Source organism: Martelella sp. K41-7, assembly GCF_055808365.1.
The window spans coordinates 268,716-282,507 of record NZ_JBVVRV010000002.1 but is presented as its reverse complement, the minus strand read 5'-3'; the positions used below and the strand labels follow the sequence as shown (position 1 = coordinate 282,507).

Sequence of the window (13,792 nt, the reverse complement as noted above, 5' to 3'; positions counted from 1 at the left end):
CATACTACTGGGTATGTTGCAAGAAAAAACTCAGGTTTACCCAGGAGGACCAAGATGACCGAAACCGTTTCCGCTCTCGTTTCCGATTGGGTACGCGTTGACCAGCCGATGGTCGACCGGTTCGCCGACGCAATCGATGACCATCAGTTCATCCATGTCGATCCAGAGCGGGCGAGAACCGAAACCGCCTATGACGGCACCATCGTGCACGGCTTCTACCTTTCATCGATGCTGACGGCCTTCGCCCGCAGCGCGCTGCCCCGGACAAAGCCAGGCGTTGTCGAGGTGAATTATGGATTCGACAAGTTGCGATTCCTTACCCCCGTCCCGGTCGGCTCGCGCCTGCGCGGAAGCTTTACGCTGGAGAGCGAGACACCAAAGGCAGGCGGCATCCTTCGCAGTTACGACGTGCGCGTTGAAATCGACGGGTCGGAACGCCCCGCTCTTGCGGCCAGCTGGCTGGTTCTGACGGTCGGGGACTGAGATCGAGGAAACGGGTCAGCGGCGCGCGACAGAAACGAAATTGGTCAAGACAAACAATTCGGAGGAGATACATATGTCAGTTTCATTCAAGGATCAGGTGGCGATCATCACCGGCGCTGGCGGCGGACTGGGTCGCTCGCACGCCCTCACGCTCGCCAAACACGGCGCAGCGGTTGTGGTGAACGATTTCGGCGGCGCGCGTGATGGCAGCGGCGGTACTACAGAGGCCAGCGAAGCCGTGGTGCGGGAGATCACCGAGGCGGGCGGGCGCGCCATCGCCAATGCTGGCAACGTCACCGCAGAGGCCGATATGCAACAGATGGTGGGCCAGGCGCTTTCGGCCTTCGGACGGATCGACGTGCTGATCAACAATGCGGGTATCCTGCGTGACAAGTCCTTCGCCAAAATGGAGATCGAGGATTTCCGGCGCGTGGTCGAAGTCCACCTGATGGGCACGACAATCGCGACCAAGGCGGTCTGGGCACAAATGCGCGAACAGAAATATGGCCGGATCCTCGTCACATCATCGACGTCGGGCAGCTATGGCAATTTCGGGCAGTCCAATTACGGCGCCGCCAAGATGGGCGTATTGGGGCTGATGAACGTGCTCCATCTCGAAGGTGCGAAATACGGCATCCATGTCAACGCCATCGTCCCCACCGCGGCGACGCGGATGACCGGCGACATGATGGATCCGGCCATGCTGGAACTGCTTGCGCCCGAACTGGTATCGCCCGCAGCGGTATGGCTGGTGAGCCGTGATGCCCCCTCGCGCATTGCGCTGCTTGCAGGCGCTGGCACCGTCGCCCGCCTTGCGCTGGTCGAAAGCCAGGGGGTCTGCTTCACTGGTCAGGACTTCACGCCCCAAAGTGTGGGAGAACGTTTCGACGAAATAGCGAACCTCAACGACGAGATCGAAGTGATGACCGGTCTCGACCACGTCGATCGGATCATCGCCAACGCACGCGAGGCTCTCGGGAAGAGGGGTTAGAGCGATGAGCGAACGGCTCCCACCCCTTTCGCCCGGCGCTTACGCCTGGCTCTACGAGACAGCGCCGCAATGGAACGATTGCGACATCTACGGTCACGTCAACAACGTGTCCTACCTTTCGTATTTCGACACGGCGATGAACATAGCACTGCTGGAGCATGGGGCGCTCGACCTTGCGGCCGAGGCCGAAGGTCCGATCGGCCTGGTGGTCCAGAACGGCGCTCAATTCTTCAAGGAAATCACTTTTCCCGCCCGGCTCGGCATCGGCGTCCGGATCGAAGCGATCGGCCGGACCAGCCTGACCTGGGGTTTCGGCCTTTTCGAACAGCCGGATGCGACATGCTGCGCAAGGGGCCGTTCTCGTCCATGTCTATGTCGACCGGGCCACCCGACGCCCAACATCGCTCACGGCTGAACTGCGGTCCTGCGCAGAAGCGCTGTTTCGCGATCCTGCCGCCGACAACAAGGAGACCCCGCAATGAGGGAAGCCGTCATCGTTTCGACCGCCCGCACGCCGATTGGAAAGGCGTATCGCGGCGCATTCAACGCCACCAGCGCACCCCGGCTGATCGGCCATGCCATCGAACACGCCGTCTCCCGCGCAGGCGTTGACCCCGCACAGATCGAGGATGTCGTGATCGGCGCCGCCCTTCAACAGGGCACCACCCATATGAACATTGCCCGCACGGGCCTTTTGCGCGCCGGCCTTCCCGTGACCGTGGCGGGCCAGAGCGTCGACCGGCAATGCGCGTCGGGCCTGATGGCGATTTCAATCGCTGCCAAGCAGATCATCGCCGACGGGATGTCTATTACAATCGGCGGTGGCGTCGAGCAGATATCTCTGGTTCAAACGTCCGAAATGAACACGCGCCACTGGCAGGACCCCTGGATCAACGAGCAGATTCCGGCGACCTATATGTCGATGGTGGAGACCGCTGAAATCGTTGCCCGCCGCAATGGCGTGAGCCGCGCGGCACAGGACGCCTACGCCCTCCAGTCGCAGCAGCGCACCGCCGCCGCACAGGCTGCTGGCAAGTTTGACGACGAGATCGTGCCGATCACCACGGTCATGCAGGTCACCAATCGCGAGACCGGCGAGACCACGATGAAGGAAATCACGCTGGAACGCGACGAGGGCAACCGTCCCAGCACGACGCTGGAAGGGCTGGCCGGCCTCGCCCCGGTCTTCAGGGACGGTCAGCAGGTGCAGCAAGGGGAGTTCGTGACGCCAGGCAACGCCTCGCAATTGTCCGATGGCGCTTCGGCAGCGGTCCTGATGGAGCGGCGCGAAGCGGAACGCCGGGGGCTCTCCCCGCTCGGCCTCTATCGCGGGATCGCAGTGACTGGCGTATCGCCGGAAGAAATGGGCATCGGCCCGGTACCTGCGGTCAGCAAGCTGCTTTCGACCCACGGCCTGAGCGTCGGCGACATCGGCCTTTGGGAGCTGAACGAGGCCTTCGCCGCCCAGGTCATACCCTCGCGCGACCAGCTTGGAATTCCGGACGAACTGCTGAACGTGAACGGCGGTGCGATCTCGATCGGCCATCCTTACGGCATGTCGGGCGCGCGCATGGTCGGCCACGCCCTGATCGAGGGGAAACGGCGCGGCGCGCGCTATGTCGTCGTCACCATGTGCGTGGGCGGCGGTATGGGCGCGGCGGGGCTTTTCGAAGTCCTGTAGGTCAGGCTTCAAAAACAATGAGACGGCCACGGCGGCCGTCTCAGTTTGATCGTCCTGAATACTTGGCCCGCCCGGACCATCCGCACACGGGGAGCCTCAGCCGAGACCAGTCGGTCGATTGAGCCATACCGGGTAAGGTTCGTCCCGCTGGACCTTTTCCAGCGTCTCGAGGCGCGCCGCAGCGGCGGGCGGAAACGGGGCTGCACGCGGCGCGCCGGATTTGCGGGCGACGTGCAGAAGCACCTGCTCGCACCAGGCCAGCCGCTCCCCGCTTTCGTCGAGCATCTCCTGATAGAGGTGCATCCGCTTGGCATCGACCGCAAGCACCCGCGTGCTGATTGTGAACGCGTCACCTTCATGGCACTCGCGCTGATAGCCGATCCGCATCTCAAGCGTGTAGAGGGTGGCTTCGCTTTCGGCCCGATAGGCGTCGTCAAGCCCGACCTCCTCCATCAACGCGGTGACCGCCCGTGAAAAGGCTATGCCATAGGCAAAGTCACCCATGTGACCGTTGAAGTCGACCCAGTCGGGAAGCACCCGGAACGCGCGCGTTGGTATCTCGGTGTTCATGGCTTTCTCCTGACGGCCAGACGATGGCGAAACTCGCCCACGATCCCGCGACGGAAGAGCAGAACGCAGACGATGAAGGTTGCGCCGAGTGCGGTTGTAACCGGAAATCCGGTGGTGGCGAGATAGTTCTGCAGGGTCACGACAAGCCCTGCGCCCACGATCGGGCCGGCGATGCTGCCGATGCCGCCGAGCAGGGTCATCAGGATCACCTCACCCGACATGTGCCAGTTCACATCCGTCAGCGTGGCGAACTGGAACAGAAGCGCCTTGAGCCCGCCGGCAAGCCCGGCAAATCCAGCCGACAGAACGAAGGCGCCGAGTTTGTAGCGTTGCACCGAGTAGCCGAGGGAAATCGCTCGCTGCTCGTTTTCGCGGATGGCCTGCAGGATCATGCCGTAGGGCGAGTGCACGATCCGCCAGATTGCGAAGATGCTGGCGACGAACACAACAGCGAAGACGTAGTAAAGCACGGTGCTGTCGGAAAGGTCGATCAGCCCGAAAAGGCGGCCGCGCGAGAAACCCTGAATGCCGTCCTCGCCGTGGGTGAAGGGGGCCTGCAGGCAGAAGAAGTAGAACATCTGCGCAAGCGCGAGGGTGACCATGGCAAAATAGATCCCCTGCCGACGCACCGCCAGAAGCCCCATGGCCAGGCCCAGCACAAGTGCTGCACCAACCCCGGCGAGAATGGCGAGCTCGGGGGTCACCTCCCAGACCTTCAGCGCATGCGCTGTGGCATAGGCGGAACCGCCGAAGAAAGCTGCGTGACCAAAGGACAGAAGACCGCCATAGCCAAGCAGCAGGTTGAACGCCGACGCGAAGAGCGCAAAGCACATCAGTTTCATCAGCAACACAGGATAGACCCAGAGCGGCAAAACCATCAGTGCGGCAATAAGCACAAGCACCAGGACGCGCTGTAGCCGGTGCGGACGGGTGGTCTCTGCCACCGTCTCGAATTCCTCGGCTTCGATCATCTCAGTATTCCTTTCCGAAGAGACCGGCAGGGCGCACCATCAGGACGGCCGCCATGATGACGAAGATCACGATGTTCGCGGCCTCGGGGTAGAAGACCTTCGTCAGCCCCTCGACAATGCCGAGGAGGTAGCCGGTGGCAATGGCGCCCAGGATCGAGCCCATGCCGCCGACAACGACCACCGCGAAAATGATGATAATCATGTTCGACCCCATTGTCGGGCTGACCTGAAAGATCGGTGCGGCGAGCACGCCGGCGATACCCGCAAGCGCGCAGCCGAACGCGTAGGTCAAGGTCAGCAGCAGGGGCACGTTGACCCCGAAAGCCTGCACAAGGGTGGAATCTTCGGTTGCAGCGCGAAGATACGAGCCGATCTTGGTTTTCTCGATCAGCGCCCACGTGCCGAAGCAAACCACCAGCGATGCGACGACGACCCAACCACGGTAGATTGGCACCGTCACGAAATCGGTGCGCAGGATGCCCTTCATTTCGGCCGGAGCCGAAAAGGGTTTGCCGGATGAACCGAAGAAATGCTGGAACAGCCCTTCCAGAAGCAGCGCCAAGCCGAATGTGAAGAGCAGGCCATAAAGGTGGTCGAGATCATAGAGACGGCGCAACATGGTGCGTTCGACCAGGGCGCCGACAAGGCCCACGATGACAGGCGCAAGCACAAGCGCACCCCAATAGCCTAGCCCCAGATATTGGCCCAGCATCCAGGCGGTGAAGGCGCCGAGCATGTAAAAGGCGCCATGAGCGAAGTTCACCACCCGCAGGAGCCCGAATATAACCGCCAGTCCGAGAGACAGCAGCGCGTAGAAAGAACCGTTGATAAGCCCGATCAAAAGCTGTCCGGTCAGCACCACCAGCGGCACGCCAAAAATCATTGTCATGTCAAACCCCAGGGCCTTGTTCAGCGACTCGCGCCTGCCGGACAGCTCCGTCACGGCAAAGCTGTCAATCATCCTGCCTTGATCCATGACGTAGAAATGATCCGCGATCCTGGCAGCGAAGCGAAAATTCTGTTCCACAAGAAGAACGCTGAGCCCGTACGTTTTCAGCACCTTCAGCATCTCGCCGATCCGGTCAATGATCACCGGCGCCAGACCTTCGGTCGGCTCGTCAAGCAGGATCATGCTGACGCCGGTGCGCAGGATGCGCGCGATGGCCAGCATCTGCTGTTCGCCGCCCGAGAGCTTGGTGCCCGGGCTGTGACGCCGCTCCAGGAGGTTTGGAAAAAGCGTGTAGATCTCGTCGAGTGACATTGCCTTGCCGCTACCGGCGACTACAGGCGGCAACATCAAATTCTCTTCCACGCTGAGCGAGGCAAAGATGCCGCGTTCCTCAGGCACAAAGCCGATGCCGGCATGCGCCACCCGATGCAACGGCAGGCGCAGGATCGACCGCTCATTGAACTCGATCGTTCCGCTGCGCTTGCGCACGATGCCCATTAGACTGCGCAATGTGGTGGTCTTGCCAACGCCGTTGCGGCCCAGCAGGGTGACCGTTTCGCCCGGATAGACATCGAGATCGACGCCGTAAAGCGCCTGACTCTCTCCGTACCAGGCCTCGAGGCCGCGCACTTTCAGCTGTGCAGGCCCCTGCCCTCGCGCGTCGTCGATGATGCGTCAGTCATCGTCCTCAGTCCCCATATAGGCTTCGCGCACGCGTGGATCGGCGCTGACCTCGGCATAATTGCCCTGCGTCAGGATCTCGCCACGCTGCAGCACGGTGATGTCGTGGCCAATGTCGGCAACAACCTTGATATTGTGTTCCACCATGAGAACGGCACAGCCTTGTGCGACATCGGCAATCAGCCGGGCCATCCTCTCGACGTCTTCCTGCCCCATGCCCGCGAGCGGTTCGTCCAGAAGCATCACCTTCGGATCGAGCGCCAGCGTGGTCGCGATCTCCAGCGCGCGTTTGCGGCCGTAGGAAAGGTCGGCCGCCCTGTGATCGGCCATGTCGGCAAGACCGACGCGGCCGAGAAGCTCCATTGCGCGCGGCCTGAGCCGTGAAAGGCTGGAGAGCGGCCGCCAGAACTGCACGGCAAGCCCGTTTGGTCTTTGCAGGGCCACACAGACATTGTCCACCAGAGACATATCTCCGAACGTGGCCGAGATCTGGAACGACCGGGCAACACCGAGACGGGCAATATCGGCCGGCGCCATCCGGGTGATATCGGTCTCGCCATACATGATCGTCCCCGCGCTCGGCTGCAGAAACTTGGTCAGCAGGTTGAACACCGTGCTTTTGCCTGCCCCGTTCGGACCGATCAGCGCGTGGATCCGACCGTGGAGGATATCGATATCGACATCCTTGACGGCCTGGAAGTTCCCGAAAGTCTTACTGAGACCCCGTGCCGACAGTGCGGCACGGGCCCTCTCCGGCGCAATACGCGCCGAAACTTTAGCCATCATCATGATGTCGCCTTTACCCGTCGATGAGCGGGCAATCGCTCTGGTCGATCGGCCGGAACGCCTCGTCGCCCGGAATGGTGCGCAGGACATTGTAATAATCCCACGGGCCCTTCGCTTCCTCGGGTGTCTTCACCTGGACGAGATACATGTCATGGACGACGCGACCGTCCTTGCGCAGATAGGCATTGTGGTTGAAGAAGTCGTCGATATCCATGCCGCGCATGGTGTCCATGACCTTGGAACCGCTCTTGGCACTGGCCCGAGGCCTCTGCCGCCTTGAGATAGTTCATCACAGACGAATAGACGCCGGCGTGCACCATGGTCGGCATCTTGCCGTCCATCCGTTCGCCGAACCGCTCCGACCATGCGCGGGTTTCATCGTTCGTGTCCCAGTAAAACGCGGTCGTCAGCGTCAGGTTCTGCGCGATATCAAGGCCGACGCCATGAACATCGGTGAGAAACAGCAACATCCCGGCGATATCCTGTCCGCCGGCGGTGATGCCGAATTCCTCGGCCTGCTTCAGCGCCGTCATCGTGTCGCCCGAGGAATTGGCAAGCGCGATCACATCTGCCCCCGAAGCCTGGGCCTGCAGCAGGTAGGATGAAAAATCAGAGGTTTCCCGCGGATGCAGGACGTCGCCGACGACCGTACCGCCGGCAGCCTCGACAGCCGCCGTGGTATCGGACTCGAGCGCATGGCCGAATGTGTAGTCAACGGTCAGGAAGAACCACTTCTTGTCGCCTTCCAGCGTCATTGCGCGGCCGGTTCCGTTGGCAAGCGCGTAGGTGTCCCAGGTCCACTGTGCGGTCGACGGCGAACAGGAAGCACCGGTCAGGGCCGAGGAGCCCGCGGTCGATATCAGCAGTGCGGTATCGCTTTGGCGGGTGATCTCCTGCACGGCGAGCGCCACCGATGATGTCGGCACATCGGCAATTGCGATCACGTTCTGCTCATCAATCCAGCGGCGCGCCAGCGTCGAGCCGACATCCGGCTTGTTCTGGTGGTCACCGACGATGACTTCGACCTGCTCGCCCAGGAGCTTGCCGCCGAAGTCCTCGACCGCCATCTCTGCCGCGACTTGCGAGCCCTTGCCCGAAAGGTCGTAGTTCATGCCCGACATGTCGGTCAGGACGCCGATCCGGTACGGCTCGGCCTGCGCGCCCGCCGCGAGCGCGACAGACAAGACCGAAGTCAGAATGGCCTTTTTTATTACAGTCATAAAAATTCTCCTCCCATTTGGCACCGCTCAGGGTGCATATAAAGCCAGGCGATCCCACGCACCGACCGATGATCAGGCCCCGCCGCCGCCCTCTGCAAGCAGCTTGGCCAGCATAAACTGGTCGCCCTCTGCGCCTTCGGCCCAATTCCGGCGGGCGTGGGCGTCGATGGCGGATTTGGTCATACGAAGTGGCATCGACGGAATTTCCGCGATCTCGTCAGCCCACGCCTTCGCCACCTCAAGAGCCGCACCTTGAGGAACCTTGCGGTCGGCAAGGCCGAGCGCCAGCGCCTCGTCAGCGCCGATCGTCTCGTCGCAGCACAAAACCCTCTTGGCGCGACCCGCCCCGACGCGTTCGGTGAGGAGCGACAGCCCGCCCCAACCAAGCGTCATGCCAAGGCGCACCTCCGGGAAGCGGAGATAGGCATCTTCCGCCATGACCCGGAAGTCGGCGCAAAGTGCAAGGATCGCGCCACCGCCAATGGCCGGCCCCTCAAGTGCGGCGATGACAATTTGTGGCAGCCGCCGCCAGGCGGTGCTCATGCGTATGCCCGCATTCATCGAGAGATGCCTTGCGACAGCCGAGCCCTGCGAGTTCCAAAGTCGGGTATCCTTCAGATCAACGCCTGCAGCGAAGATTTTGGGCGTGCCAGCCAACACCACCACCGAAACGTCGGGATTGAGCGAAAGCTCAGTCGCCGCCGCCTCCAATGCCTCGATCATCGCATGATCCAGCGCATTCGCCTTCCCGCCACGGTCGAATCGCACCGTTGCGATCGCACACTGAACCTCAATCTCCACACCTGACATTTCGGTCATTTTCCTCGCCATTTTCCCGCCACCATGCGACATACTACTAAGTATGTTGCACATTGAAGCCCAACAATGCAATATGAAATATGCGAGGACGAGGAGCGCGACGCGCGTCCTGAAGTTGACTTTTTCTGAAGGAGGAGAACATGGACCGGATGTCTGAGGACAAGGCCCATAAGACCGTTGCACCGACCGATCCGGCACTTGATCGAAAGCGTTCCGTTTTGCGCTATATCCTTGATGGATATGCCCAAACCCAGCCGGAGGCACCCTTCGTTCAGTTCTGGCCCGGACCGTCATGGACGTATGGCGAACTGCATCGCAGGGTCCGCCTCAGGGCCGGCGCGCTTGCCCGCGCCGGCGTAAAGCGGGGCGACCACGTGCTCTGCCTCATGGGCAACAGTCCCGATCTTTTGTGCAGTTGGTTCGCAATAAACTATCTCGGCGCGGTCTATGTGCCCATTAACACCGGCGCGCGCGGACACATGCTCGAACACATCCTCAGCGATGCCGATGCGCCTGTTCTGATTGCACAAGCAGCACTGGTCGAGCGGCTGACAGAGGTAAACCCCGGCAAGGTGAAAACCGTGCTGGTGGTCGAGGGCGAAGCCACAACGATCGCGGGCTATGACATCCAGAAGCTTATCGATCCCAAGACCGAGGATATTGAAGCGCTGACCCTGTCCCAGCCGATCGAACCCTGGGATCTGCATGCGATCATGTACACATCGGGCACAACCGGCAACGCCAAGGGTGTGATGAGCACCTACGCACAGCACTACACCATGGGACCGGATGCGTTCGACTGCGTCGAAGCCGATGACCGCTGCATGATCTGCGGCCCGATCTTTCACTGCGGATCGACGCTCTATGTGAACGCCATGCTGGCGCGCGGGCTTTCGATCGGAATGATGCGCGAGTTCAAGACAGACACGTTCTGGCAGGCCGTTCGCGAGACCGGCGCGACCTATTGCCTTCTCCTCGGCGTGATGGCCGCCTTCCTGCTGAAAGCCCCCGCTCGCCCTGATGACCGCAACCACCCGCTGCGCCGCGCCTTCATAACGCCCTTTGGCGAAGACGGCCCACTTTTTGCAGAGCGTTTCGGCGTTGAAGCGTGGACGATATACAACATGACGGAGATCGCCAGCCCTCTGCACGCCGGCCCCGGCATAACGACCAAGGGGATCGCCGGCACTCCGCGCCCCTGGTGCGAGCTTCGTATCGTCGACCAAAACGACATACCGCTGGGTGCGGGAGAGGTGGGCGAACTGATCATCCGTTCGCACCGTCCCTGGGCGCTAATGGCCGGCTACTACAACAATCCTGCGGCGACAGTCGAGGCAATGCGCAATGGCTGGTTCCACACGGGCGACAGCTTCCGGCGAGATGAGGAGGGAACCTACTACTTTGTCGATCGGCTCAAGGACATCATCCGGCGTCGCGGCGAGAACATCTCTTCCTTCGCGCTGGAGAGCGAGGTTCTGAACATGCCGGAGATTCGCGAATGCGCCGCCGTTGCGGTGCCTTCCGAGTTCACCGAGGACGAGGTCATGATCATCGTATCGCCCGCCGGCACACAAAGCATCGATCCGGCTTCAGTCATTGACCGGCTTTCTGCAGCGCTGCCACGTTACATGGTCCCGCGCTACCTTCGCGTCCTCGACGATCTGCCGAAGACGGCGTCGGGCAAAGTGCAGAAGCACCTGTTGCGCAAGGACGGCATAACCGCCAGCACTTGGGATCGCGAAGCAGCGAAGCCTGTCCGCGCACAGGCCTGACCCCGGCATTTGCGATCCCGTTCGCACCGCCGCAAACAGTTCGGTCCGCCCCAGTGCGGGCCAGCCACACCGTCTCTATCTCGGGTAGATGCCCGCAGCATCGACCAATTTCGCTCGAACACCGAGAACCGTGGCCGGAGCAGATAGATCCAACGGGAGGCCATCGGCTGCCGGGAAAACTCTATTTTGCCACTGCAGATATGCAGTAATTCCAGCGACGCTTTGTCACAGCGGTTTCAACCGGCAATTTGCATGCAATTGCTCACGTCAAAGTAAAGACACTGATCGCAGATGCAGACGTTTCGCCCATCGCCGCTCCTGCTTGAATTGGAGCGTATCTCTACGAACGAAATAGGCTGTCGCAACTCATCAACAATCGGGAAGAAAAAGTTTTCTCTATCTCGGAGTTGAAAAGCCCTCCACGCGGAGTGGCGAAGTCGATGATTGCATACCCCAAAAGCCACGAGCGCCGAATTTGGGCTCTGACGCACTTTTGCTGATGTTTAGCTTCTACAATGCGCCGATCAACCGTGCCTGCAGCAGATCGAGTTTTGCTCTCCCCTACATTTGGCGTTTGAGCGGCTTCAGTCTTGTGATCTGCCCTTCCGTCTGTCCAATTGACCATGGTGAGAGGATTGCGTTTCTCACAGCGTCAGGGTCTTTCTCAACACTTCCGGCAAACTACCCGATCAGGCGCCCTTGGTCGCTTTAAGCCATTCATCGTTCTTTCGTGCGGTCTTCGAGCGGATCATGGACTGGAAGTCGCCAATGGCCCTGCGGGCAATGACGAGGGCCGGAACATTCACTTCGTTCGCTGCCACCAGGATTGCCTCAGAATTTGCCAAGTCATCGCGAGCGACTGTTGATCCACGGCAATCAGCCATCCAACGAGCGTGGTCGTGTCCGGAATACGTCGAAGCGCCGAGCGCGGCAAGAATGTGGCACTTTATGCGCTCCATCGATAGGATTTCGACTTCGAACTGCTGGATCAAAGTGCGCTTCCAGAACATTCAAACGGAGACCGAGCTACCGAGACAATGCAGATAAGGACTGCGCACAGGCAACCGGAGTGAGAGGGAGAACCTGCGTCTCATCTATCGCCTCCGTCATCGCCGCCTTCCGCGTGAAGACCCGGCCAACACCAAACAGAACCGGGCTATCATAGCCGACCTCCGCCATGCCATCGCTCAAACCGGCGAGCGTGCCGTACCAGCGCCTCTCATCCGGGCGGCTGGTATTGGATGCGATCAGGACCGGAGTTTCGGGTGGCAGGCCTTCTGCGATCAGTCGCGCGCTGATCTCGCCGGCGGTGCGACCGCCCATGTAGAACATCGTCGTGGTCGTCGGATCGGCGATGGCGCGCCAATCGAGATCAGTGGGCAGCGCGCCCTTTTTCGAGTGCCCGGTAACGAAACGCACCGACTGAGCACAGTCGCGATGGGTGAGCGAGGTGGTGGTGCCGGCGGCCAGCGCGCTTGCCGCGGTGATGCCCGGTATCACAGAAACCGGGATACCCGCTTGCTGAAGAACCATAATTTCCTCGCCCGCGCGTCCGAAGACCGAGGGGTCGCCGGATTTCAGCCGCACCACGCGCCGTCCCGCCCGCGCCAGATCGAGCATCATCCGGTTGATATCCTCCTGCCGGCAGCTTTTCCGCCCGCCGCGTTTTCCCACCAGCATGCGCTTGGCCTCACGCCGCGCCAGTTCGAGGATTTCCGGCGAAATCAAGTCGTCGAACAGTATGACATCGGCCGATTGCAGCGCCCTCACTGCTTTCAACGTCAGAAGTTCCGGGTCGCCCGGCCCCGCGCCGACGAGCGTGACGTTACCGGCTTGCGGTGAGGCCCCGATCTGCGTCGCCCTTGCCAGAAGCCTGTCTGCGACACCCACATCGGGGCTGGCGGAAAAGCTCAGATCGACAAAGTGCTCCCAGAATTCCCGGCGCGCGCCGCCCGGTTTCAGCCGGACGCCGACCGCATCGCGAAGCCTTGCGGCAAGGCCAGCCCATTCGGAAAGCGCCTTCGGCAGCAACGTCTCAATCCGCCGGCGGATCGCCTGGCCCAGAATGGGGGCTGCGCCATCGGTGGAAATGCCGACGACGACCGGCGAGCGATTGACGATCGAGCCGAACTGGAAATCGCAGTAGGCCGGCTTGTCGATGACATTGACCGGCACGCCTTCCGCTTTCGCCCGCGCGCGGAAGGCGCGGGCCTTCGCATCGTTGTCACAATCGCCGAGCGCCAGATGCATGTCGCGCCAGTCCGCCTCCGACCAATGGGTTTCGCAAAGGCGAAGCTTGCCCTCTGCCTCGAGGGCGCGCAGTTCTTCGGCTGGCGCTTCCCGTCCGAGGAAGACGGTCACATCGGCCCCGGTCGCCACCAGAAGCTCCGCCTTCCAGGCCGCCGCCTCGCTGGCGCCGGCGACCAGCACCGCCTTTCCCTTCAGCCGAAAAAACAGCGGCAGAACGGCGAGGTCCTCCATGCGGGCTGGTGTTTTTGCGCGTGCGGCAGCCATGGCCCGCCTCCCCTATTCCGCCGCCAGCGGCAGGGCGGAAAGCGCGATGAACAACCGTCCATCGTCCACCTGCACCGGATAGGTCTGCACCTCGCCCTCATCCGCGCCTTGCGCCGTGCCGCTTTCCAGTGAAATTACCATATTGTGCAAGGGGCAGGTCACGGCCCTTCCGTGCACAATGCCCTCGGACAGCGGACCTGCCTTGTGCGGGCAGCGGTCGTCGATGGCGAAGACCTCGTCTTCCGCGGTGCGGAAGACGGCGATACGCCCGAAAGCCGTGTTGACGCAACGCGCGCCGCGCTGCGGGATATCGTCGATATGACCGATGGCGATGAAATCACTGCTCATGATGGGC

General features: G+C 61.6%; 13 protein-coding genes and 2 pseudogenes. 5 read left to right on the top strand and 10 right to left on the bottom strand.

Going from position 1 to position 13,792, the window contains the following annotated elements; genetic code table 11:
* Positions 1–54 precede the first annotated feature (54 nt).
* The 4 genes from AC0L7L_RS21775 to AC0L7L_RS21760 all read left to right on the top strand — a co-directional run bounded on the left by AC0L7L_RS21775 (position 55) and on the right by AC0L7L_RS21760 (position 3,155).
* Positions 55–483, top strand: coding sequence for a MaoC family dehydratase (locus AC0L7L_RS21775; RefSeq protein WP_272214642.1), 429 nt, complete (start codon positions 55–57; stop codon positions 481–483).
* Positions 484–556: 73 nt separating this feature from the next.
* A complete protein-coding gene (locus tag AC0L7L_RS21770; protein ID WP_473514226.1) occupies positions 557–1,474 on the top strand; it encodes an SDR family NAD(P)-dependent oxidoreductase in 918 nt (305 codons plus the stop codon).
* A gap of 4 nt (positions 1,475–1,478) precedes the next feature.
* The gene (locus AC0L7L_RS21765; RefSeq protein WP_272214644.1) at positions 1,479–1,889 is read left to right on the top strand and encodes an acyl-CoA thioesterase; all 411 of its coding nucleotides are present in this window, start codon (positions 1,479–1,481) and stop codon (positions 1,887–1,889) included.
* Positions 1,890–1,952: 63 nt separating this feature from the next.
* Positions 1,953–3,155, top strand: coding sequence for an acetyl-CoA C-acyltransferase (locus tag AC0L7L_RS21760; RefSeq protein ID WP_473514225.1), 1,203 nt, complete (start codon positions 1,953–1,955; stop codon positions 3,153–3,155).
* A gap of 96 nt (positions 3,156–3,251) precedes the next feature.
* Here AC0L7L_RS21760 and AC0L7L_RS21755 read toward each other — a convergent pair whose 3' ends face one another.
* From AC0L7L_RS21755 to AC0L7L_RS21725, 7 genes and pseudogenes are all read right to left on the bottom strand, one after another.
* Positions 3,252–3,725 carry a thioesterase family protein gene (locus tag AC0L7L_RS21755; protein ID WP_473514224.1) on the bottom strand — a complete coding sequence of 158 codons (474 nt, stop codon included), beginning with the start codon at positions 3,723–3,725 and terminating at the stop codon, positions 3,252–3,254.
* Positions 3,722–4,696: a branched-chain amino acid ABC transporter permease gene (locus AC0L7L_RS21750; protein ID WP_272214647.1), complete on the bottom strand. Its 975-nt coding sequence runs from the start codon at positions 4,694–4,696 to the stop codon at positions 3,722–3,724. The genes AC0L7L_RS21755 and AC0L7L_RS21750 overlap by 4 nt, the downstream gene beginning before the upstream one ends.
* Position 4,697: 1 nt before the next feature.
* The gene (locus AC0L7L_RS21745; RefSeq protein WP_272214648.1) at positions 4,698–5,585 is read right to left on the bottom strand and encodes a branched-chain amino acid ABC transporter permease; all 888 of its coding nucleotides are present in this window, start codon (positions 5,583–5,585) and stop codon (positions 4,698–4,700) included.
* Between the two features lie 279 nt (positions 5,586–5,864).
* Positions 5,865–6,275, bottom strand: a pseudogene (locus AC0L7L_RS21740) (ABC transporter ATP-binding protein); the annotation flags it as partial.
* A gap of 45 nt (positions 6,276–6,320) precedes the next feature.
* The gene (locus AC0L7L_RS21735) at positions 6,321–7,115 is read right to left on the bottom strand and encodes an ABC transporter ATP-binding protein (RefSeq protein WP_334313127.1); all 795 of its coding nucleotides are present in this window, start codon (positions 7,113–7,115) and stop codon (positions 6,321–6,323) included.
* A 10-nt stretch (positions 7,116–7,125) separates the two neighbouring features.
* A pseudogene (locus tag AC0L7L_RS21730) lies at positions 7,126–8,332 on the bottom strand (ABC transporter substrate-binding protein).
* 72 nt (positions 8,333–8,404) lie between these two features.
* Positions 8,405–9,151, bottom strand: a complete 747-nt coding sequence (locus AC0L7L_RS21725; RefSeq protein ID WP_272214651.1) for an enoyl-CoA hydratase/isomerase family protein — start codon at positions 9,149–9,151, stop codon at positions 8,405–8,407.
* A 140-nt stretch (positions 9,152–9,291) separates the two neighbouring features.
* Here AC0L7L_RS21725 and AC0L7L_RS21720 point away from each other — a divergent pair, with 140 nt between their 5' ends.
* Positions 9,292–10,923, top strand: a complete 1,632-nt coding sequence (locus AC0L7L_RS21720; RefSeq protein WP_473514223.1) for an AMP-binding protein — start codon at positions 9,292–9,294, stop codon at positions 10,921–10,923.
* A 689-nt stretch (positions 10,924–11,612) separates the two neighbouring features.
* On the opposite strand, the gene AC0L7L_RS21715 is transcribed toward AC0L7L_RS21720, so the two are convergent.
* From AC0L7L_RS21715 to nirD, 3 genes are all read right to left on the bottom strand, one after another.
* Positions 11,613–11,744, bottom strand: a complete 132-nt coding sequence (locus AC0L7L_RS21715) for a hypothetical protein (RefSeq protein ID WP_272214653.1) — start codon at positions 11,742–11,744, stop codon at positions 11,613–11,615.
* A 205-nt stretch (positions 11,745–11,949) separates the two neighbouring features.
* The gene (cysG, locus tag AC0L7L_RS21710; RefSeq protein WP_473514222.1) at positions 11,950–13,437 is read right to left on the bottom strand and encodes a siroheme synthase CysG; all 1,488 of its coding nucleotides are present in this window, start codon (positions 13,435–13,437) and stop codon (positions 11,950–11,952) included.
* A 12-nt stretch (positions 13,438–13,449) separates the two neighbouring features.
* Complete coding sequence (gene nirD, locus AC0L7L_RS21705; protein ID WP_272214657.1) at positions 13,450–13,785, bottom strand: nitrite reductase small subunit NirD; 336 nt, start codon at positions 13,783–13,785, stop codon at positions 13,450–13,452.
* Positions 13,786–13,792: the final 7 nt, after the last annotated feature.

Bases quoted from the DNA above. Each gene is read 5' to 3' on its own strand.
- AC0L7L_RS21775 (WP_272214642.1), top strand. From the start codon at position 55: ATGACCGAAACCGTTTCCGCTCTCGTTTCCGATTGGGTACGCGTTGAC.
- AC0L7L_RS21770 (WP_473514226.1), top strand. From the start codon at position 557: ATGTCAGTTTCATTCAAGGATCAGGTGGCGATCATCACCGGCGCTGGC.
- AC0L7L_RS21765 (WP_272214644.1), top strand. From the start codon at position 1,479: ATGAGCGAACGGCTCCCACCCCTTTCGCCCGGCGCTTACGCCTGGCTC.
- AC0L7L_RS21760 (WP_473514225.1), top strand. From the start codon at position 1,953: ATGAGGGAAGCCGTCATCGTTTCGACCGCCCGCACGCCGATTGGAAAG.
- AC0L7L_RS21755 (WP_473514224.1), bottom strand. From the start codon at position 3,725: ATGAACACCGAGATACCAACGCGCGCGTTCCGGGTGCTTCCCGACTGG.
- AC0L7L_RS21750 (WP_272214647.1), bottom strand. From the start codon at position 4,696: ATGATCGAAGCCGAGGAATTCGAGACGGTGGCAGAGACCACCCGTCCG.
- AC0L7L_RS21745 (WP_272214648.1), bottom strand. From the start codon at position 5,585: ATGACAATGATTTTTGGCGTGCCGCTGGTGGTGCTGACCGGACAGCTT.
- AC0L7L_RS21735 (WP_334313127.1), bottom strand. From the start codon at position 7,115: ATGATGATGGCTAAAGTTTCGGCGCGTATTGCGCCGGAGAGGGCCCGT.
- AC0L7L_RS21725 (WP_272214651.1), bottom strand. From the start codon at position 9,151: ATGACCGAAATGTCAGGTGTGGAGATTGAGGTTCAGTGTGCGATCGCA.
- AC0L7L_RS21720 (WP_473514223.1), top strand. From the start codon at position 9,292: ATGGACCGGATGTCTGAGGACAAGGCCCATAAGACCGTTGCACCGACC.
- cysG (WP_473514222.1), bottom strand. From the start codon at position 13,437: ATGGCTGCCGCACGCGCAAAAACACCAGCCCGCATGGAGGACCTCGCC.
- nirD (WP_272214657.1), bottom strand. From the start codon at position 13,785: ATGAGCAGTGATTTCATCGCCATCGGTCATATCGACGATATCCCGCAG.